Source organism: Mesorhizobium sp. LSJC280B00 (assembly GCF_000502835.1).
Taxonomy (GTDB): Bacteria; Pseudomonadota; Alphaproteobacteria; order Rhizobiales; family Rhizobiaceae; genus Mesorhizobium.
In genome coordinates this window covers 1-20459 of record NZ_AYVL01000042.1, presented here as the reverse complement: position 1 = coordinate 20459, position 20459 = coordinate 1, and the positions used below count along the sequence as shown (strand labels likewise).

Below are 20459 nucleotides of genomic sequence, written 5' to 3'. Positions count from 1 at the left end.
CCGCATACAACACCAACTGCCGATGAATGTTGCCGAGCGGACTGGATGTGGAAACAGCAGCAATCCTGCTGCTACGGTTATCCACTGGGATCAGACGTCGCGCCCCGGAAATCACGCGACACAAGCAAACTCAGTTCACGCTTCGTTCGACCTTAGCGTACTATTTTGAGCAGCTCTTGTTCTGACCCCTGGCTGGCGAGCCGCTTCTCGTAGAAAATCACGGCATACCCATGCAACATCCCCTCACCGCGGCGACTATAGCCAGACGTCTCATAAATCCTTTGAGCCCCGACTTGGATGGTTGTTGTGTCGAGCATTATGCACTTGAAACCTAGGGCAACGGCGCGCAGTTCCAATTCACTAAGTATCCTCCTTCCAAGCCCTCGTCGTTGAAAGGCAGGATCGACCCGCATCCGCTTCAGCTCTGCAACATCATCTTCGGCAGGTTTCAGTCCACCCATAGCAACGAGTTGGCCGCCAATATGCGCAACTACAAAATCTCCGCCTGAGGCTAGATATACGTCGCCGACATTGCGTAAATCATCCTCCCATGCCCCTTCCGGCCCATGTACACCAACAGCGTCGGATGCGCTTCGATGCAACTGCCATACATCTTCAGCATCCCCTACCTCGAATCGGCGAAAGACCACTTCGTCTTGAGACATTGACCATTTTCGCCTGATGTCGGAGATATGCTTGACCGAGGAAAATGCCGCCGCTAGCTTTCGTGCGCTCCCGTTAACAGCCGCTGCGACAACACAGCCTCAACACTTTCCGACATATCAACTCCAACAATTGTGCGACCCGGCCCTACCGTATATTTCAGGGCCGTACTACGATGCATCCGGGTAAACCGATCCAGCGCACAAATACAGGACGCGTGCAGCTCTCGGATTTCGCTGCCCTGGCGCTCCACGATGGACGAGACCGTTGCAAGCTTAGGGAAGGGCGCTTTCCTTTCAAGCCAGCTTGGCTGGGTTCTCGCGCTCTCCTTGTCTGGCGATAACCAGCGAAATACGTCGTCAATGCATTTTTGAGGATAATATTCCGACAACCGATATACATCCTTGTAGAACTGCGGCTTCTGGCGCAAAAGCTCTTCGCCGATCAGTAGAACCGAGACCGCCACGATGCGGGCAGAGAACCGGCCGCTTGGGCCAAGCCTATCCTTGTAAGGGTTCTTTCCGTAGAACATGCGAAATTGTCCGAAAAGATCGGGAGACATATGTTCATAAAAGCGTTCCAGAACATAAATCGCCGACTCCAGCGACTTCATGCACAGCAATAGACACTTGCGTGCATCCGCCCCGACCGTGTCTCGCAACTCAAGCAGAGCGTCTATTGCCAACTGTAAGTCGCCCTCAATAAGTTGATGGCCGAGGCAAAAATCGCGCTCCTCGACCCCAGCTGAACCGAGGCAATATACGCGAGGATCGCTCTCCACCGGGTTGGTGAGGATCATGTCTTCATAGGAGAGGACATCAATGCTAGGCTGCCGCTGACGACTTAATTGTGCAATACGCATCAACGGCTCTCCCACCGTCGCCTCCGCATCGACGGGATTGAGGCCGGCAAACGCGGACATCTGATAAGCACAATTGACGAGATACTGAATGTCTGTCTTAGCCACTCCGAAGTCGGACTGGGGCAGATTTATTAGCTGCGCCTCACAGTCTGTTCCCCGTATCATCCCGTTGATGCTCTGCCCAACCGCCTTAACCACTTCATCTGGCCGTTCACTCCCTTTGATCTGCGCAATATGGTGCGGGAGTTGGTCGGCGACGAAATCGCTGACAATCCCAAGCGGGCGTTTTGCCTGGCTGCGATCGATGCTGTCCACCAGGTGAGAAAATATCCCCCGCGCCTGATGGGCGGGTTGATCTGGGATGGAAAAGGACGAGGTAAAGGTCATTGACGAGTGCCCTCGCCTTCACCGAAAACAGCTTGCATTTCCGCACTTGAGCCGTACCGTCCCGCTGGCGAGTAATCGTGCTTTTCCAAGAGGTCGGTCTTCTTATCCGTTATCCTGCTATCGTTGTAGGCTACCCGCTCAAGCACCTGGTCCGAGAAAAACAGCAGAGACACAGCGCCTGAATTGATAATGCCGGCGGAAGTCAGGGAAAGTACGCCGTCGTTAGAGATGAATACTAGGCCGGCCTCCTTCAAGGTTTCAAGCTCGCGGCAAAAGTATGTTTCGAAGGGCACCCCAAACTCCCGTGCGAAGCGGGACAACAACACTCCGCTGCTTCGCAACGCAAACATTACTGTCCTGCGCATCAGATCGTCCTCTGACAGTGGGACACCTTTCCAAATCGGTTTATCGCCCGCTTCAACTCTAGTCAGATACCGATCCAAATCGACTTCATTATAGAATTGGCACTTGCTCATGTAGCCAAATCCGCTAACCCCAAACGGCACAAGATTATTGTCGTTCCAGGAATCGTACTTGCGAGACTGTTGGAAGGAGTGTGGTTGCGACTTCTTGGTCCAATAGAAAATCGGCCCGTGACGATAGCCAAGGGCGGTGAGGATGTGCTCCGCCATAAAATGCATGATTATCCGTTCCTTGGAACCAGAGAATTGATATCGTCCTCTGGCTAATTGGCGGGCTATGGGGTCCGTCGACTTGAACATCAACGGAAATACGTTGAATTTCTCTATTCCCATCTCTAACAAGCCGGTCAGTGAGTCGTACCAGCTTCGGAACGTCTGCTCGGGAAGACCGTACATAAGGTCGAGCGACAGGTTCCCGACGCCCATCCCATTCAGTAATTTTACGACTTGCGTCACTTCATCTACGCCGTGCCCGCGGTTCAATATGCGCAAGATTTTCGAATCTAGAGTTTGAACCCCGAGAACAAAGCGATTTGCTCCCCCTTCAAGTACTGCCGACACGCGATCGGCAGCATCTGGATTCCTTACAAGAGAGGGGTGCAATTCGAAACTCACTTCGGATTTTGATAAGTCAAAGCGCTGATTAATCATATTAAAGAGTGCCTTGAGCTGGAGGCTCGTCAAAAATGACGGGGTGCCTCCCCCAAAGAATGCGGTTTCAATAACTTTGCCCTCAAGCGCCGCATCTGACCACATCATCTCTTTAGTTATGGCCGCGAGGTATCGTTCCACTCGGGCTGAAGACGGATTGATTTCCTTTCCGAAGTGGCAATAGGTGCAAAGCTGGTGACAGAAGGGAATGTGAAAATAGAGGTCAACTGACGGCGCAATATTGGTCAGCAGCTGTTCCGCGTTGAGGTCGCCCATCGCCTTCAGAGGAGGATATGTCCCGACGAGATAGTCGTTGTGCGTGTCAAGGAGCAAATTACGGTACCTCAGCATATCTAGATTGATGTCGTAGGAACGGTCTATCGCTAGTTCTAAGGCCTCGGAATAGCTCGGCACGTGCATTTCTTTGGGACTCCTGTGGCTTCGTGGGAGGGCAAGGCGTGATTGGGGGCGCGCTCGCGCTACATCGCTGTCTTCTGCTTCGGGCAAGAAGCACAATTTCGATAGGCAATCCGATTTCGGTGGCTCGCGATCAACGCGGACGAACTGGGAGATCGCCGTGGTCGTGGGGGCTTTACAGAGGCCTTGCAATCGGCGTGCCATCAAAGACTTTTTGCCGACCTTTCTAGAAAGCCGGAAAAACTACATGCATCGCGCGGCCCGCCGGCGGAATACTCGTACCTCAGCGTCGGCTTTCGAACATACACGTCTCCAACCGGACACGGCTTAGCAGTAGTAAGTGTTCAACGTAAGTGCCGTCGGAAGTTGTCTGCCAGAACGCATAAACAGACGGCCGTGAAGCGACGAGCGATCATCGCGAAATGCGGAGGCCGTCACGGCTTCGCAGCGCGCCGACGCCGCGCCGCCAGCCGCTCCCTCTGCATCGCCCCAAAGTAATGCGTCGGGTCTGCCCGGCACAGATGCGCCGCCGCCATCTCCCGCCAACATCTACAGTGAATTGGTCCGATATCGTGGCTAGCGAGAACGACCGCTGCGGGGTAGGTTTTCTCTCCGCGAGCAGCGCCATGCGGAGTCCGATAGGCAAGATGGGTCTTGCAATCGTGGGTCGTGGGAGTCCCAGTTCGGCTATAAGCTCATCGAAACCTGGAACGACGGCGCCAAGGGTGCAGTGGCCTATAGATGCCTGTTGACGGATTGGCTTCGGGCATCGTCTGATGAGCAATAATAGGACGATATCGATTGGCGACACCCAACCGACAGATGCTCCCGTCAGCGACTGATCGATGAGCCGCTCGCCATGGACGGCATCTACCCAAAGATCCTCGAACGGCGATGAGTTGCGAGGGCATACGGCATGTCACCGTTCCCCGCCGGAATGCCTTGTTATGTGTTGATCTGGGAAGGGTCTTCGGTGATTTCTATGAAATCGATGAGCGCCTGCAGGTCGTGCATTTGGGAAAAGTGATGGCGAGCCCTGGCGACAAATATGCCTTCCTCTATGCGCTGGCCGATCCGAACAAGAGATGGTTGCACGTCGAAGACGCGGGTAAGCTAATGGCGCTTTGCGCTTATGGGCAGACCGCATCGTCTGACCGGGACGAGCAGGCGCTCATCGACTTCCTGCTTCCACGCCACGGTATTCTTCTGAACTCGCTGAGCAAAGAGGACTTGCGGAATTCGCCCTACCACAACGTTGGCGTAACCCATCAGAAGTTCACCAACCTCGCCAGGCGCGTTTCGGATGCCATCTTCGATTCGATCCACACCTTTGCAAAGAAGAACTTGACAAAGGGATTCCCGCTGCTGATTGCTCGCGGGTGCGGATTAAATTGTGAGTCGAAACAAGCATTTTTCCGATGTTTTCATTCCGCCATGCGCAAATGATGCAGGCTCGGCAATCGGGACCGCAGTCGAAGCGATGCGGCATTTCACCGGCAATGCAAAAATCAAATGGAACGTCTATTTAGGCCAGCCTTTCGTATTCGACGAGCTCGACCGAACCGAACTAGAGGTCCATCCACTCGACTACGGCCAAGTAGCCTCGGCCTTGCTCAGCGACAAGGTGATCGGCTGGGTACAGGGGAATTGCGAAATCGGGCCACGGGCGCTCGGCAACCGGTCAATTCTCGCGGCGCCTTTCTCAAAGGTAACCCCATGAGCGGTTAAACCGCATCAAGAACCGGGAGGGTTTCCGCCCGATCGCTCCGGTTTGCCTGGAAGAGGCGTCGGGGTCCACTTCGACTTGGCTCGCCCGTCGCCCTATATGCTTCTTTTCCAGAAGGTTCTCGATAACCGATTGGAGGCCGTTACGCATGTTGACGGCACAGCGCGGGTCCAAACCGTTTCGCAGGAGCAAAACGCACCGCCGCTTTTCTCAAACCGTAATCACCCATTTTCCGCGATAGCTCGGAGGGATGATTTCTCCCTCGCTACGCGGTCTTTCTCCGTCTACTCGACGACGTGAGGGCGGCCTCCTTGAGGAGATAAAAGGCATCGTTGATCACGAATCCGTCGAGGCCTGATGCTCGGGCATAAGCCAGCAAGTCGCTTGCACGATTGATGAAGCCAGCACCGTTGAAGTTCAGCGATGTGTTGCAAAGTACACCGACCCCGCCTTTCGCCTTGGACGAAGTAACCAACTGAACGTCCTGATACATTCACTTGACCTAATCCTCCCCATGTGAGGTTCTGGCAAGATTCAACCACCCCGCCTCGATACGACATCAGGGCTCCAACCTTTGCTTTTGTATCCAGGGTCCGAGCCTAATCGCATGGCGCGGCCCGTTTCCGAGCTCGCTCAACCTCACATCCGGACCTGAAAAAGCAGCGCGCGCTTGACGACGAGAAGCGGGAGATGACGCTGACTATCGGAAGGAAGATCCAGGAGGGATTGGATGCCGTTCGCGTCAAGGCGAGATCCGAGGCCGAAGACGGCCTCAAAATGAAGGTTGTGGAAAAAGAAGAACAGATCGCCGGCATGCAGCGCCAGATTGAGGAGCTGAAGCGCCGTGCGGAACAGGGTTCCCAACAGCTGCAGGGTGAAGTTCTGGAGGGCTGCGTGCTCTCATAGAAAAGGTGTGGCGATATTGCGAAAACAACGAAATCTCTGGGCGCACGGTGACGCTCAAGGTCAAGTATGCCGATTTCCGCCAGATTACGCGGCGTCGGACCAGTCAGCAGATCATCCGCAGCCAAGCTGAGCTACAGACCATGGCAATTAGCCTCCTCGATCCTGTTTTTCCGGTCGAGAAGGGAATTCGGCTGCTTGGCGTGACGATCTCCTCGAGGCTGAAATGGTCTCGGAAGAAGTTCAGATGAGTCTTGCAATCTGACGACTCGACCGTTCTTGAAACGGCGGGCGACAGCCGACCAGCTTGCAGACATGCGCGCTGCCGGCTAGCGCGCGCCGTCGCCGGATGGAGATAGCATGGCACGACGAGAACTCTCCCGAGAGGAATTGTTTGCGCTGGTTTGGGAAAAACCGACCCGCGAGATCGCCAAGGATCTTGGCCTGTCAGACGTGGCGATCGGAAAACTGTGCGCGCGCCTGCAGGTGCCGAAGCCTCCGCGCGGCTATTGGGCCCGCGTTCAGGCTGGGCAGACGTTGCGCCGCCCACCGCTGGCCGCTTTCCGAGAGGAGCTTGAAACCAGACGCCGGGATGCTGCGCGCGAAAGAGCAGCGGAATCGTTTTCGAAACTGCAACGGGAGTTCTATTTGGCGGCCCTAACCGAATTGTCCGGCCGCGGTATCGATGTCGGCGCGGCACAACCTCGGGGAAGCAGGCTGCCAGACCTCGATGCGGACCTGCGGCTCAGATCCTTCTCCTCATCCAGGGTCGCGCCCAGGACTGGGTCGAGGAAGGTAGGATAGCCACACGCTGGGGAACCTCCGTCCAGAGCAGTGCGGCGCGGCTCGTGGAACGGCTGCTACCGTTGGCGCGAGCGCAGCTGCTGCTGTTCGAAACCGAAGGCACGCGGCACTCCTACGCTGCGAGCGGGCCTGTCATTTTCGTCCGTCTGACAGCACAACTGCAGGAGCGCATCGCGATGCTTGCCAGAATGGTGTGGACCAAAAGCTCCAGCATGTGGTCATGCCGTTGACGGCAGCCGATCATACCTGGTTGGCGCATCATCTCCATGGGCCGGATTCGCAGCTGTTTCTGGACAGTTGGCTCTGCGTTTCGGCAACCGAGATCTGGGTCGAATGGAGCCGCAAGGCTTGGCGCGAGGAAGATCCGCCGGAGCGGTTCGCTACAGGTCGTGTAAGCCTGCGCGACGTCATGCCGATTGATTTCATGCCTGTCCGAGAGGCCGCTCTGTCGCCGGTGATTTCCGCTGCAACAGTCAAACCATATCACAAGCGCCTTTGCGCACTTCTGGAAGCCGAGCGGGTCCATCAGATGATGAGCCGTGCCGCCTATGAGATGGAGCGGGAAGTACCTGGCGAGATCCTGGCTGTGGCGGACCGGATCTGGTTTGGGGAAAAGAGGCCCTTTCAGACCGCGCGGGAAGCTTGGCGGTATCTTGAGGATGAACTGGAACGCTGGGAGAAGGAGCTCGAGGCGGAGCGATCTGATTTGGCCCGATCGATCCTCGGAATCCGGCCCGGAGACATCGTTACGTCGCAGAGCCGTGGCCGGCTGTTGCGGCTTTGGGTGATCGGGACTTCGCTCTACCCGAGCGACGGGCATGTCACCTTCATCGTCCAGGGGATTCGTTTTCGCACGGACGGTACACTCGGCAAGTTGCACGAAACGCTGACGTTGTCTTTCAAAGACGAAGGCAAGGGGCGGCAGGATAGACAAAGTTGACTTGGGACCGGTCAAAAGCCCGCGGTCCTTTCGGCCGTATCCTCGGTCGGCATCTCAAGGAGGGGATCAACGATGTCGGCGGCAAGCTCCAACATTCCGTCCATCTGTCGGAAGCGCATGGTTCAACGCTTCGATTATCAGTCGCAAACTACACATCACAAGGTAGTGGATATTCAACTCACTTGCAGATTACCCACTGATCATCCAGCGTCCAATATGTCCGACTCCGCCTCAAGAATTCCCACAGGCAGGGACAGCGTTCTCGCCATCCGATCCCGATAGCCCTTGTTGTACCTTAGACCCGACTCGATGTTTTGGATTTCCTCAGCGGCTAGCCCGCACGCCACCGCCAGGTCCTCGATCGAATATCCAAGGTACTCACGATAAGCGCGAATGATATGGGTCCCCTCTGACACAGTCGCCAAGACTGTCTCGGGAATGCGCGAGTCCTTCATAGACACTTCCAAGGAGAACAGGGAATGCCTGATACAATCGGGACATTTCCTCCCGACCTGGCGATCCCAGCAAATGAAATAAATGGACGTCAATTCGGCCGGATCAGCCTCGTCCATGGAATGGGCCACCTGAAATTGGCAGCCAAATCCGAATATGGCGGTTCACCTGTTCTGATCAGGTCCAAGAGCCTGCCTGCCCTAAGATGGCCTGATCGGCTGTACCGCATCACTCCCTGCGCGATCCCCGCCCCGCGGTCCATCATTGTCGACGGACTCTTGGATAGAACCTCGAACTCACCCATGACGACCCATGCAGGGGCTATTCGCGGCACCGTCCACCGAGCCTAGCGGACGCTTTATTCCATTGCTGGCCACCGTCAGAAAAAAGCGCTGTTAACCAAATTTTTTAACCCGCCAATGCTTATTCGCGACATTGAAGGGGTGAGGTGATCGATGTGTGATTCAAACATAAGCGCGTTTCCGCTGCATCGACGGCGGAAATTGGTCGAAGGTATCGCCCAAGTCCTGGAATCCAGGAACGGGGAGGACGCGAATGCCTTCTGGCGCAGCACCGCCAAGACAATTCTCGTTCAACTGTCCGAATCAGGAATTGCACCTGGGCTGGCCGAACAGGAAGTTGGAACGCTTCTTCATGCTGTCTTAGGCGAAATAGCCACCCGCAGTGCTTCGCGCGCATGATTTCGATGACCGCGGTGATCTTTTCATCCGCATTGAGAAACCTTGCATTTGGCGGATGCAGTGGCGCTACTATAGCGAGCCCCCGGGTGTCTCCATGCGGCAATTCTTTCGTCGTGAGCACGAATGCTATTGTGCAAGTTCCGCAGCTGTGCCTCTCGGGCGAGATACGGTTCCACATCGAGTATATCCGGCGGTCATCCATTGGCCTTTGCCGAGTTTCGGGATGCGTTCGCGATCAAGGACGAGTGGGAAAAGCTGGCGGCGAGATTTGCCGAGCGTACGGCTGATGCCTGAAGATCCGTTGCCCGGACCGATTCTTCAGCCCTCTGCGTCATTTGCACGGCTCGCTTCATTTCTGAAGGACTGGCGCAAGAACCTGGAGCCGCACAGAACAGTCGACGTCGAGAATTTGCGCGATATCCTTCTCCGGATTCGATCGGGGTTGAAAGCCAACCGCCGCGCCCTAGTCTCGGCCCCTGAAACGCTCGTGCCAGCGCAACTCGACCAAGTGCTGAGCGCACTGTCGCCCGCGCTGCTACAGGCCCGGCAGCGCGGCGACGCAATCGACGTCTGGTCTGTCGCGGGGTTGGGTCGCAACGAGGTCCGTACAGCGAGGGTTCTAACTTGGCTGCTCGATCCCGGTGGCTCTCACGGGGCTGGGGATGCCTACCTCATTGAGATTTGGAACCGCATCGGCGGGACGCGCAAGGCGGGCTTCCTGCTCAGGGATGTTCAAGGTGCGGTTCGTGAGAGCTATCCGCTTGGCAATGGGGATCACCGTGTCGATATCGAGATTACGGGTGCGAACTTCCTCCTGTTCCTGGAAGTCAAGATTGACGCGCTGGAAACCAAAAGGGACCAAGTAGCTCTATATGCGCAGTTGGCAGCCACAAAGGCGGCGAGCCTTCGCAAGCAGCATTGTGCCGTCCTATACCTCTCAGAAACATCGCCCTCAGACCCCACAAATTGCATCCAGCTTCGGTGGGCAGACGTTTCGAGGGCGATCAAATCCGTCGCGCGAAATCTTGGCGCGCAAACCTTCTCCACGCGACTAGCGCTGCTTTTCGCAGCGCACGTGGGCCGATTTCACTAAGGAGTTTGAATGACCGATAACGCAGAACTTGATGGATTGATCGTAGAAAACTTGTTGGACCTCGATGCCGCTGCAAAGCGAATTGAGGTCATTGGTGAAAACATTTGGGAGTCGATCATCGAGCATCTCGATGACTGGGCAAAGAAACAAGGCTGGAAAGGAGCTTTCGAGCGAGATAATCCTTGGACGGCTCCCCAAGAATGGTTTCTAGAAGGTCAGCCGGAGGCTTGGTTCTACCCGGACAAGGGACCGGATGATACCGGCGAAGGCATAGGTCAGGAGCCTTACTTCTGGCTCTCCCGCTATCTTGGTGTCGCAGGCGGCCAACTTTGTCTTTGGTTCGGGCAAGACTCCACGGGCATGAGGAAATGGAAACCCCTCGCGAAAGAACACGCTCGGGTTTTGGCCGAGACCGATTTCCATCTCAGCGATAGCGGCAACTTCTACACGGTGTGCAGCTTGGATTCAAAAGCAGTTGCTGCCGCGATTGCCGATGGCCGCCTTGAAGAGGCGATGACCCCGCTACTGGAGGCGTTGGAACGAGCAGACAAAGCCAAGACTCTGTTTTCAACATTGCTCGCTAAGGCGAGGAAAGCCTAATGGTCAAAGGTCACCATGACGGATCCATGCGAGCCTCACTTCGTACTACAGGAACGCACGCGGCAGGCTGCCTTCTTAGAAGCCTACCTTCCCGGCGAAGCCGGCTTCAAAAGGAGCGCCTTTCGCCTTGCTCCCGCAAACCGCCTTTCCAACCTAAACCCCGCCATCCGCGACATTGCCAACCGCTATTTCGCCGACAATGCCATCGCTTGGCATCAGCATGCCGCTCATGGCCTCTCGTCACAGGTTTGCTGCCTGAATTTCCTGATGCCTCTCGCGACGCGTCCGGAGATGTTGGTCCAAAGCGCGCTTGGTGGCGACTTGCCGGAAATGCTGGAGGTCGAGAAAGGGCCGGACGGTGAACCCTGGTTCATCGGCTTTGAATGGATCGGCCGTACGGATTACCTGAACGAATGGCCCCGAACCGGGTCGCCGAAGCGCGGCGCCAATGTGACAAGCGCCGATGCCGTTTTGCGTTTCCGGCAGGCAGGCCGAGTCGAGACCTTGCTCGTCAAGTGGAAGTACACTGAATCCTACGGCGCTCCGCCCGAGCCGAAGCGCGAAGCGGAGCGTCTTCGCCGCTACCAGAACATCGCCTTCGCGCCGATCGGCCCGTTGCGCAGCAGTGCAGACCTGAAGCTCCCGGACCTGTTTTGGGAGCCGTTCTACCAGCTCTTTCGTCAGCAAATGCTGGCATTGCGTATGCAGGGCACGAAGGAGGACGGAACGCGTCCGCGTTCTGCATATCGCGCCGGCCGGCAATCGGCGGCTCTCGCGCGTCACGTCGCTCGCGTTGCGAGCGCTCGGCGACAACGCCTTCTCGGTCTACCGCAGCTTGCTGTTCGATCCCGAAGACTTCATCAGCCGCTCTACCGATAAGCTGTTCCGCCCGCTAATAGCCGATGTGCCGGCGGACTGTTCTTGGGCGAACTATCTCCGCAGACGCTATGCCTTCCTGAACGATACGGCCGTCCCTTCTCCAAATGAAATGACCCCGGCATGAACGCCATTTTAGACGTCAGCCCCGGCACTGCCGAAATCGACGATGATTCCTTCTGGAAGGTTGCTGGAGGAACGGCACCCGCAGGAACGAGCCTGGCGGGCTGCAAAGTCGAAATTGTACTGGCAGCGCCTTCGCTCAAGCGGCTACGCGGTCGAGATGTGTGAAATCGAAACCCAGACAGGACTCCAGCGGCGGCGGCCCGAGCAGCAGATCGATGGCGAGGTCCTGCGAGCAACGCTGAAGGCCGTACATCCGGTCAGCGACATTGAACGCGCGAGCGCGCTGTTGCGTGACGATCAGATGCGCTTTCTGGACGCCGGAGAGCAAATGCTCTGGGCACACGCCATCACGCGCAGCGACGCTTGGGTTCTTTGCGGCCCGGATAAGGCGAGTCTTCGCATGGGACTGCGCATCGGCTTGCGCGACAGGCTGGTCTCGTTGGAGCGACTCCTTGCCGATATCGGCCATCGTCCGAAGGTCGCCCTTAGAGAGCCCCATACCCAAAAATGTTGGGGCAGCTTTCTAACCTTGAGAGACCGACACTATGACGAACTCGCTCGAGGTACGAAACAAGCTGATCGACATCCTGCGCCGCGACCTAATCGGCCCGAATCCTGACCTCGACCAAGATTTCGCACGAGAGGTCCTGACCGAGAAACCATCGCGCTGGTACGTGGGAGGCTTTATCGTTCCCGCCTACGACGGTGTTGCGCCTGTGATACCTGACGACGAGGAAACCGCCGAAGAAACCGCCGACGATCTTCTCGCCAACGAGACGCTGGACTGCGCTGTCGAGGGGGAGGTCGACGAGAAGGATTCGACTGACCAACCGCCGCGGGACAGGTTTCTTCCGTCGTCGATAGGGTTGACGGTGGTTCTTCCGGAAACGGTGAGTCAGGTCACGCTGCGCGCAACAGGGGGGAACTACAAGACCGAGCCCCCATTGCCCGATGCGCTCCTCATTCCGGAACTGTCGAAAAAGGGCAAGCCAAAGCCAGAAAAGCCCGAGAACCTCCGTTGGGTTCGGGTTTCCGGCGAAGCCGCGATTGTCCTCGACGTCACTCGGAACCAGTCCGGGATCCCGCTGCCGGAAAGCGCTGCCCCTCAGAGGCCGGGCGGCGGCATCGAAGTCGCCGTTCACCAGCGTGTGCTTCGTCAGAAGACTCCGGAAGGGGCTGAAGAGCGTCTGCGCGTCATCACGGTCTTCTTGGTAAACCGTCGACGGAGCACAAAGGCTCCGTACAAGGACGTGGCCTACGCGTTCCAGACCCGGATCGAGCTCGAATGTGCGGATGGATTTTATCCGCGCAGCGACCTGTCGACCTACCAGTCCGATGATTTCGACCTTAGGCTGGGCGATCTCCATTATCGCGATGTCCGCGAATATGCCGTTGGTCGCAACACATCTGCAGGCTGGCAAGAACGGCGTGACGTGACGAACGATCCGCTCCCCGTGACGCGTGTTTGGACCGATTTCCTTCCGCAGCAGGAGGTGGAGCGTGTCGTCCCGGCGAGGATCGATGGCGTCGAGTTCGGCATGGAAGCTCTCGCTCGGGCTGCCATTTCCGGTGCCGAAGCGGTCAGTGCCGCCTTGGATTCACTGCCTGACCTTTACGCCGAGTGGCGGCGGGGTCAGGAAGGATCGATGACAGGGCTTGCGCCGAGACGGCTAGAGACGGGCCAGGCGCTTCTGGAAAATGTTGACACCGCCGGCAGCAGGATTCGCGATGGGATAGACGTCCTTAAGCGTGACACGATAGCACGTGAAGCATTCGGCCTGATGAACACGGCGAGCTTCTTCGGCGTCACCGCGCCTTCCGTCCATCAGATGGTGCTCACCCTCAAGCGTGCGGGATTGATCCGCAGGCAACCGGGCCTCGCGCGCAGCATTGAACTGCTCATTGAACCCGACAGCCTGCCCAGGTTGTAACCCATCGAACTCGTCAAATCCTCTGTGCAGAGGTACTAGCCCGTGCGCGAGCGATCGATCTGTGATTTTTTCCGGGATTTCACATGCGCTCCAGCGCATCGGCAATTTCTTCGTCTAGCAAATGCGCGTAACGGGCAGTGGTTTTGATGTCCCGGTGTTTGAGCACTTTCTGAACGAATTTCACATTGCCGGTTTCGCGAAAGGTCTTTGTCCCAACGTCATGACGGATGTCGTGGTACTAAAAGCGCAAATCGATAATAGTGGCCAAATCAGCAGATTCGCAATCGCCTGCCCGGAATTTTGACCTTTTACACGCCACATCAGTCGAAGGATTTCGCATATTTCCTAACCCGAGAGGGGCTGGACGAATCCGAGGGCCTGACACAGTCACTCTCATCTGCGCGTGTGGACCTGAACCCCCATCAGGTGGACGCAGCCAAGTTCGCCCTGTGCTCTCCCTTATCCAAGGGCGCTTTGCTTGCCGACGAGGTCGGTTGGGGAAAGACAATCGAGGCTGCGTTGGTTCTCACACCGAAGCCAAAGAAGGTCCACGGTCGCGTGATTGGGATCACCTTAAGCTTGAAGCTGCGTTTGCCGACCTGCCGGGCGACGATGAAGAGAATATCGTCAACTTCCTGTTGTTTGGCACTGTCAAAGACAAGCCGATGGGGCGGCCCAGGGCATCGGCAACACGGAAGCGAATGTGATGAGTGGATGCCGCACTCCGGACCGGCCGATGAGCTCTGGCTTCATCAGCATCCCGCGCTCCGAGGGAAGGTGAATTTCTTTACAGCATCATCGCCTACACGGTCATTCTTTTCACCGTCCTCTTCTCGAAGAGGAGTATATGGAGGAGTTGCTCGAGCGGAATTCGGAGGTTTCACCACGCACGGTTACACACCGGGCCAACCCATGACGAAAAGGGCTAAATAGCAGTTGCGGCGGCGGGAACCATATCCACTAAAATGTGGCAGAGCCTTATTGGCGCGCCGCTGGCCTGCTGGAGCTGGCCTTCGTGAATTGAAATGGCATGCTCGTGGGAACCTGCTCCTGCAAGCGCGGCAGATCCCCCGTATACCTGCTGAAGTCGCTGATTGACCACGTTCACGATTTGCTCGCCGGGCAGGGAAAGAGCGTATCCGAGCATGAAGCCCCAGGCATGACCCACTGCATATTGTCCGTTTGTGAAGCGGAGGACGCCTTGTGTGACGTAGCGGGTGTTTAGCTGATTGTAGGCGCTGCCAGCGCCGACTCGTTTACATTCTACGCCAACATAGTCCTCTTCGTTCCCGAATTGCCGCAAGAACTTCAGCGTGATGTCAATTCGCCCCGCGATCTCTGCTCCCTCCGACGACATATCGTCGATTTCCACCTCGCCGGAAACCTCCAAGTTCGTGAGCCCCAGTTCACGCTTAATCCGCTTCATGGCCTTTCTGACGATAATGGTTATAGGTACCTCAAGAAGGCCGGAAGTGAGGTGCTGACGAGCCTCGCGGGCACCTTTACAAATGAGATCGATGACAGTCTCGATCTCATCATCCTCAAGTGAAAACGACGGATCGCCTGCCGGCGTGTCAACTGTGAGCCGCATGCGATGCCTTGAGCCAATGGTCGGCAAGAATGATGTCGGCGTCATTGAGGCCAGCCGTCCGGGTCCAGTACCTCACCTCGGACGGCTTGACCACGAACAGACTATCGCCAAGATAAAGCCGGAGATTGCGACGCTCATTGAGATAAGGGGGGAGATCGGTCTTCATCCATCCCTTTAGCTGCGCTGCGAGCGCCTGGAGTTCGACATCCTCTCCAATCTCTATAGCCGGCTCGCGGGGCGGAGCGCCGCTTCCCATCCGAAACCGTACGGCTGTGAGCCCGCCAGCCCCATCCGCCCAGTTGGCGCTGATCAGCGACTTTGAAAAGACTGCGGCCTTCAAGTGCCTTACGCCCTTCGTTCGCAGATAACTGTCGACGACGCTCGCGACCGCCGACGCATACGCGCGCAGCGGTTCGCGGTTGGGCGGCTTTACAAACGCCCGACGTCTGTTCCGGCCTTCGAAGATTAGCATGCGGGCGCGCTCGATGCTGTCCCTAGCCAGAACCAGTTCGAAACGATCGAACTCGTAAAGCTCCGCGACGGCATCATCGAGATTCTCCAAGTTCACTAAGGAAGGATCGTTTGCGGCAGCCATCTCAGCTTCCGCAACACGCTGCAAGGTCGACGTTTCTGTCTTTTGGAGATCTGGTACACGTAGAGACAGCAAATCCTTCGGTTCGACGGTCGATCTTTCCAAGCCCCACGCGCCTCCGCCGTAGGCAAGCTGAAATGTGGTGACGCACGAATTCAATATGCCGGAAAGAATTGGCGCGAGTTTCGGGTCATGGCCAGCAAAGGAAATGCCATAGAAGCTTTCGGTGAAAAGCATATCTGAATCGGAAAGCGCAGCGCTGTACCGTCCTTCTTCGGCACCTGCCTTGAAGCTTGCCTTCGGGCAAAGCAGCAGCGGTCCACGATAGATGGTTCCGCTGCGGACTCGGTGCAGTGTCGGCTGCCGAAACAATGGCAACGACTCCGCATCGATCCGGAACGGCTGGTATTCGTCGGGTGTAAGGGTGGTAAGTTTATAAAAATGCTCCGGCGGAAGGTTTGGATTTCCCTCGACCTGGTAGCCTTGGCCGCGCCCGACGGTTGGAGCAATGCCAATCGCATCAAGGATCGTTTCGAACGTAGGAAATTCACGCTCGAGGCGCTCGATCAGCCAGCTGTCGCGCACAGAACCGAAGGTGGCAGCCTTCAGCATCGCGGGCGTCCGGAGCACTCTCTTGAGAGGGACCGTGCGTAGCTCGCTTGGCCCGACCTGGAAGTGGCCGTTGCGGACAAAGTCCGGCGTCCACGGAATAGATCCCACGAGGAGCTGATCTGCGGCCGGCATCAATGAACACCTGGCGAACAATAGCAGGGCCGGACCGGTTGCATCCGGGAACAGATATTCCTTGCGCAGCGCTGAGAGATTAACCAATGCGGTCGGCTTCAAACGTCCTAGGAGCGCTGCACGTGCTTCGATGGCATGGTCATCTTTTGAGAAGAAGGGCGAAGCCTTCATCACCATGCCAAGTCGTCCTGTTTCGCCGGCGAGATCAGCGGCGACATCGAGGAACGCCCAATCGGGGCTTCGGCGTGGGCGAAGCGTATGAACAGCGCCCTTTTTCCTCGGCTTGGCCTTCTTGCTCTTATCGAAAGTCCAGGGAGGATTGCCGACTACGGCGTCGAAAGGCTGCTCAAGCAAAGCTGTCGGCAAATCGCCGCCGACTGTGTCAGCTTCGAACAATGTCGTCCCGATCAGCCTGTCGAATTTGAGGTCGCCGATGTCGGTCACGGGCTCTTCATCGAATTCAAGAGCGGCAAGGTACAGGCTAAAGGCGGCAATCCCGAGCGCGGACGGGTTGATGTCGATACCGAACAGTTGATGGTAAAGGATATCGCGGACGATTGATCGCGATGCCCTTTCATTGCCGCAACGGCGCCATACGAGGCGTCGGAATGCCTCGACCAAGAAGGCACCGGAACCACAAGTCGGATCAACGACTCGAGCGGTCGCGGGCAAATTCTCGAAAACGGGATCGAGGGTCAGATGCACCAGTTCAACCGGCGTGTAGTGAAGCCCCTGCAAGCGCGCCTTTTCCTCGGCGCTCGAGCGGGCAAACTGCTGATAGATAGAGCTGATCAGGTTGACTGGGATTGCGTCGAATCGGAACCGAAACAGGCGGCCTTGACCATGATTTTCAGGAATCAGACTGCGCCCTTCGATGAAATCCCGGACAAGCGACAGATGTGCGTCACCGAGGCGCATTCGCTCAGCGCCGGGATCGTCCATCGGAAACAGGTCGCCGTTGAATGTCTTTCGCAACCAATCAAAAAGACCGAATGCAGTATCGGACATTGCCATGATTGTCGAAAGATCGGCGGGCAGAGAAGCTGGCAGGAACGGCTGAGCAATGCCGCGGTCAAGCAAATACCAAGTAAAAATGCTTCGACCAATGAGACGTTGAGCCAGGTCGCGCGCCGCCGCGATTTCCGCGGCGCCGTCGAGACGGGCGGTCGGCTGGGCCGGCGGAAGTTCTGTCAGCCCCTGTTCGAGCGCATTTATCTCACCGAGCAACTCGCGATCGACGCGGTACTGACGATCAATCTTCTTGCCGATGGCGCTTGACCAGAATGCGCCCGTTTCGGTCGCAAGGCGGCCGCACATGGCATCTAGAGCGCGCAACCGATCGTCGACGGCGAGGTCAAACCGCTCGAGCGGTGTTGCCGCGGAGCCTGCTTTCATCCCCTGTCTTGGCGATGCATAACAGTCGTAAAGGCGGACTTCCGTGGGGGTGATAATCCACAGCAGCGGCGCGAGACCGATGTTCCAGGCTGCCTCATGCCAACGGGCGATATCACTTTCGTTCGGGCTAGTATTGCCAGAATCCTTGAAGATGCCGGCGGCACTGTTTTGCGCGGTGAATACTGCATCTGCCTCGAGCCCGATCCGCTGATCCTTCATCACGGCTCGCAGGCGAGCCGATTCCGGATCAGCAGGCGTCACCAGACCCGGGGCGGGCTGGCCCTCCGGTCCCAAATATCCAGTCGCCTGGAGCGCACGGATGAAGGCGGCGGAATTCATGCGTTTCGCCGCTTCCGGGATGGTTGTGTTGCAGAAGCCTCTTCGATGCCCACAGCCATTCTCTCGCTGCGAACGAGTCGGGCAGGAAACAACTCGAGCTGACCGGCCGCAGCCGCCGGCGTCGGCATTCCGAATTCGGCGGTCAGAACCTTGAGATGACTGTCCAAATGAAGCACAAGGCCGTCGCCTTCGTCCCGGCGGTTTTTCGCAGCCTCAAGANAACCTTGAGATGACTGTCCAAATGAAGCACAAGGCCGTCGCCTTCGTCCCGGCGGTTTTTCGCAGCCTCAAGAATCTCCCAGCGATCGGTCCCGTATATGACGATTGAACTGCCCCATAGCCGCAGGAACGAGACGCCGTCGAAGGAGTTGCGCATGGTGGCAAAAAGTTCGCGGTGAGCATGAAGCTCCAAGTGAAAGCGATTCTTTAGAACGGCTGCGATGCGAAGCAGGAGCAACGTCTGCCAGCTGTATTGTGATGGTGATCCACGGCCGCGGTGCTGTACGTCAGCGGGGATCAATGCCCGCCGGCTTGTCCATTCACGAAGCTGGTTGGTCGAAAGACCCGTCAGCCGTGCAGCAGCGCTGGTATTTACAAGCCTCAATGTTCGCCCCTTGCAAATCGGTTATCATACCCGATCTCCGACGAGAATGGGTATCATGCCCTAACTCACCTGGGAAGAGAGAATGAGAACAAAAGTAGGACAAAACGCCTATGACCTACGGCAATGCCATCGCGGCGAGTACCGTCTGAGCTTGCGGTTCGCGATATGGCCGCCATTAACTCAGGGGAATGTCGATGGCTGTGCTTGATCATTGGCGGCACCTTCTCAACACGCCCAAAACGCTGACGTGCAAAAAGATGAAACTGCTTGCTCGCGACCATGAGGAACCGATCATCATTGGCACTGGCGAGTTCAACATCATAGACAACACGACGTTCCGCTATACGCTTCGCGGCCGTCCAGCTGACGCCGCTTATACATTTCACCAGCTCAAGCGTCAGAGGGAGAACCCCTATGAAAGCCTCATGCGGTTCCGCCTCGTGTTCTGGGATGAAGGTGGCGTGGAATACGCGGGAGGATGGACTGTTCCCCACGTAGAGCCGGGTAGCGGAGATGAATGGATTTTCTCCGGAGAGACGCACAGTGGTCCTTGGCTGCACGAGCCCTGCGACGCGTCCGAGTCGAACGCGACCGAACTCATATTTGCGATCCCGCGAGGGAGCGCGGCGGCGCTTTGCCTGTCGCGCTTCGTGCGCATGCCGCATGAAGGCATGAAACATATCCCTGAATACGTGCTGCACACATTGGGATCAGATATTGCGTTTCATTACGATTCTGCGGTCGGACTGCTGTCCGTTAACGTTCCGGCGTCCGCCCAACTGCCGCTGACCTTTACCGAGAACTGGATCGCTGAGCCATTGCGGATCATGTTCGGCCAATTGATATACCCGCGTCTGGTCGCCCGGAATCTCCCTGACGGGTTCTCGCATATCAGCCTGAGGCCAGCGCCAGATTTCTCGGACGTGACGGGATGGTTGACGCTCTGGTCAGGGGAAAATGCCCTGACCGACCAGATCGGGTTCTGGAACTTGTACGCGCAAATTCTCTCATACGTCGCTCTTAGCCGAGATAGCGGCGGTGATCCCAACTTCGATAGGAATAAGCTCACCCGGCTGTATGAAGAGGTGATCCAGGCGGCGAGCGGGTCCCGCTGGGTTTGGGCGCTGACGACTGCGAGCAGTGTCGAAGCCATTACGCGCAAGCTGATCTCACCTGATGCAACTCGGCCAGGCGTCGACATGGAGGCCATCAAGGCGCTTTCAGTTCATATTGACGCCTGGAAGGGTGACCAGGGCCTCAAATCCGCCGCGGTCGGCGCTGTGAAACGTCAGGTACAGATGACCGCCAAGCGCGCACTTGTCGCCTTCAAGGACCGACAGGTAATAACTGCCGAACAGCTCGACGCATGGGAGACCCTGCGAAATTCCGTCATGCACGGCAGTCTTGTCCCACCATATTCTACAGAGAGCGAAGATGCCCAGATGCTCGCGCTTGCGGGGCTGCTGCATGCATTGACTCGAGAACTCGTTAGAGTGGAGCGATAGGCCGCGCCAGAGATATGTCTATGCCGAACGCCTATTCGGTCTAAAACTACGGCTGGAACCTGACGCTCCACGCGCCCCAACCTAGACGATCCCCCATGCCCGAAACCTCCCCCTCCCCGTCATCTCGCGCAGGC

Annotated in this window: 18 protein-coding genes and 3 pseudogenes; 11 read left to right on the top strand and 10 right to left on the bottom strand. The window is 57.1% G+C overall.

Annotated elements, in window-relative coordinates; genetic code table 11:
• Positions 1 to 152: 152 nt before the first annotated feature.
• The 3 genes from X773_RS77690 to X773_RS70620 are packed head-to-tail and all read right to left on the bottom strand — an operon-like array spanning position 153 to position 3405.
• A complete protein-coding gene (locus X773_RS77690; protein WP_051406253.1) occupies positions 153 to 665 on the bottom strand; it encodes a GNAT family N-acetyltransferase in 513 nt (170 codons plus the stop codon).
• Between the two features lie 53 nt (positions 666 to 718).
• Positions 719 to 1912, bottom strand: coding sequence for a hypothetical protein (locus tag X773_RS77685; protein WP_023680266.1), 1194 nt, complete (start codon positions 1910 to 1912; stop codon positions 719 to 721).
• Positions 1909 to 3405, bottom strand: a complete 1497-nt coding sequence (locus tag X773_RS70620) for a coproporphyrinogen-III oxidase family protein (protein ID WP_023680265.1) — start codon at positions 3403 to 3405, stop codon at positions 1909 to 1911. Before X773_RS70620 ends, X773_RS77685 begins: the two co-directional genes overlap by 4 nt.
• A gap of 891 nt (positions 3406 to 4296) precedes the next feature.
• On the opposite strand from X773_RS70620, the gene X773_RS77680 reads away from it, so the two are divergent.
• Together X773_RS77680 and X773_RS78670 are read left to right on the top strand one after the other, a co-directional pair.
• The gene (locus X773_RS77680) at positions 4297 to 4848 is read left to right on the top strand and encodes a hypothetical protein (protein ID WP_023680264.1); all 552 of its coding nucleotides are present in this window, start codon (positions 4297 to 4299) and stop codon (positions 4846 to 4848) included.
• 34 nt (positions 4849 to 4882) lie between these two features.
• A pseudogene (locus tag X773_RS78670) lies at positions 4883 to 5428 on the top strand (carbamoyltransferase C-terminal domain-containing protein).
• Here the strand turns inward: X773_RS78670 and X773_RS79180 are convergent.
• Positions 5394 to 5606, bottom strand: a pseudogene (locus tag X773_RS79180) (carbamoyltransferase C-terminal domain-containing protein); the annotation flags it as partial. The pseudogenes X773_RS78670 and X773_RS79180 overlap by 35 nt on opposite strands.
• Positions 5607 to 5779: 173 nt before the next feature.
• Between X773_RS79180 and X773_RS75630 the strand changes: the two are divergent.
• The 3 genes and pseudogenes from X773_RS75630 to X773_RS78660 form a co-directional block, all read left to right on the top strand.
• A pseudogene (locus X773_RS75630) lies at positions 5780 to 6016 on the top strand (DUF2130 domain-containing protein); the annotation flags it as partial.
• Positions 6017 to 6039: 23 nt separating this feature from the next.
• On the top strand, positions 6040 to 6282 hold the full coding sequence (locus tag X773_RS70605; RefSeq protein ID WP_245274852.1) for a hypothetical protein: 243 nt from the start codon (positions 6040 to 6042) through the stop codon (positions 6280 to 6282).
• A gap of 779 nt (positions 6283 to 7061) precedes the next feature.
• On the top strand, positions 7062 to 7775 hold the full coding sequence (locus X773_RS78660) for a hypothetical protein (RefSeq protein ID WP_245274851.1): 714 nt from the start codon (positions 7062 to 7064) through the stop codon (positions 7773 to 7775).
• Between the two features lie 200 nt (positions 7776 to 7975).
• Here the strand turns inward: X773_RS78660 and X773_RS78655 are convergent, their stop codons facing one another.
• Positions 7976 to 8230, bottom strand: a complete 255-nt coding sequence (locus tag X773_RS78655) for a helix-turn-helix transcriptional regulator (protein ID WP_031213022.1) — start codon at positions 8228 to 8230, stop codon at positions 7976 to 7978.
• A 453-nt stretch (positions 8231 to 8683) separates the two neighbouring features.
• Here X773_RS78655 and X773_RS78650 point away from each other — a divergent pair, with 453 nt between their 5' ends.
• The 4 genes from X773_RS78650 to X773_RS70590 all read left to right on the top strand — a co-directional run bounded on the left by X773_RS78650 (position 8684) and on the right by X773_RS70590 (position 11501).
• Positions 8684 to 8929: a DUF6074 family protein gene (locus tag X773_RS78650; RefSeq protein WP_084641782.1), complete on the top strand. Its 246-nt coding sequence runs from the start codon at positions 8684 to 8686 to the stop codon at positions 8927 to 8929.
• Positions 8930 to 9215: 286 nt separating this feature from the next.
• Positions 9216 to 10022, top strand: a complete 807-nt coding sequence (locus X773_RS74000; RefSeq protein ID WP_023680254.1) for a PD-(D/E)XK nuclease family protein — start codon at positions 9216 to 9218, stop codon at positions 10020 to 10022.
• A 9-nt stretch (positions 10023 to 10031) separates the two neighbouring features.
• Positions 10032 to 10622: a hypothetical protein gene (locus X773_RS70595; RefSeq protein WP_023680253.1), complete on the top strand. Its 591-nt coding sequence runs from the start codon at positions 10032 to 10034 to the stop codon at positions 10620 to 10622.
• Between the two features lie 15 nt (positions 10623 to 10637).
• Entirely contained in the window at positions 10638 to 11501 is an 864-nt protein-coding gene (locus X773_RS70590; protein WP_023680252.1) for a hypothetical protein, read from the top strand.
• Between the two features lie 259 nt (positions 11502 to 11760).
• Here X773_RS70590 and X773_RS70585 read toward each other — a convergent pair whose 3' ends face one another.
• A complete protein-coding gene (locus X773_RS70585; RefSeq protein ID WP_031213019.1) occupies positions 11761 to 12093 on the bottom strand; it encodes a hypothetical protein in 333 nt (110 codons plus the stop codon).
• Between the two features lie 76 nt (positions 12094 to 12169).
• Here X773_RS70585 and X773_RS79405 point away from each other — a divergent pair, with 76 nt between their 5' ends.
• Positions 12170 to 13555, top strand: a complete 1386-nt coding sequence (locus X773_RS79405) for a hypothetical protein (RefSeq protein ID WP_023680250.1) — start codon at positions 12170 to 12172, stop codon at positions 13553 to 13555.
• 79 nt (positions 13556 to 13634) lie between these two features.
• Here the strand turns inward: X773_RS79405 and X773_RS78645 are convergent, their stop codons facing one another.
• From X773_RS78645 to X773_RS79400, 4 genes are all read right to left on the bottom strand, one after another.
• The gene (locus X773_RS78645) at positions 13635 to 13784 is read right to left on the bottom strand and encodes a tyrosine-type recombinase/integrase (RefSeq protein ID WP_280952141.1); all 150 of its coding nucleotides are present in this window, start codon (positions 13782 to 13784) and stop codon (positions 13635 to 13637) included.
• Between the two features lie 696 nt (positions 13785 to 14480).
• Positions 14481 to 15146 (bottom strand): hypothetical protein, encoded by a 666-nt coding sequence (locus X773_RS70570; RefSeq protein ID WP_023680248.1) that lies wholly within the window; start codon positions 15144 to 15146, stop codon positions 14481 to 14483.
• A complete protein-coding gene (locus tag X773_RS70565) occupies positions 15130 to 18216 on the bottom strand; it encodes an N-6 DNA methylase (protein WP_023680247.1) in 3087 nt (1028 codons plus the stop codon). Before X773_RS70565 ends, X773_RS70570 begins: the two co-directional genes overlap by 17 nt.
• A gap of 142 nt (positions 18217 to 18358) precedes the next feature.
• Positions 18359 to 18820: a MerR family transcriptional regulator gene (locus X773_RS79400; RefSeq protein WP_198023652.1), complete on the bottom strand. Its 462-nt coding sequence runs from the start codon at positions 18818 to 18820 to the stop codon at positions 18359 to 18361.
• A gap of 194 nt (positions 18821 to 19014) precedes the next feature.
• Between X773_RS79400 and X773_RS70560 the strand changes: the two genes are divergently transcribed.
• Positions 19015 to 20325 (top strand): hypothetical protein, encoded by a 1311-nt coding sequence (locus X773_RS70560; protein WP_156937475.1) that lies wholly within the window; start codon positions 19015 to 19017, stop codon positions 20323 to 20325.
• The last annotated feature ends 134 nt before the right edge of the window (positions 20326 to 20459 follow it).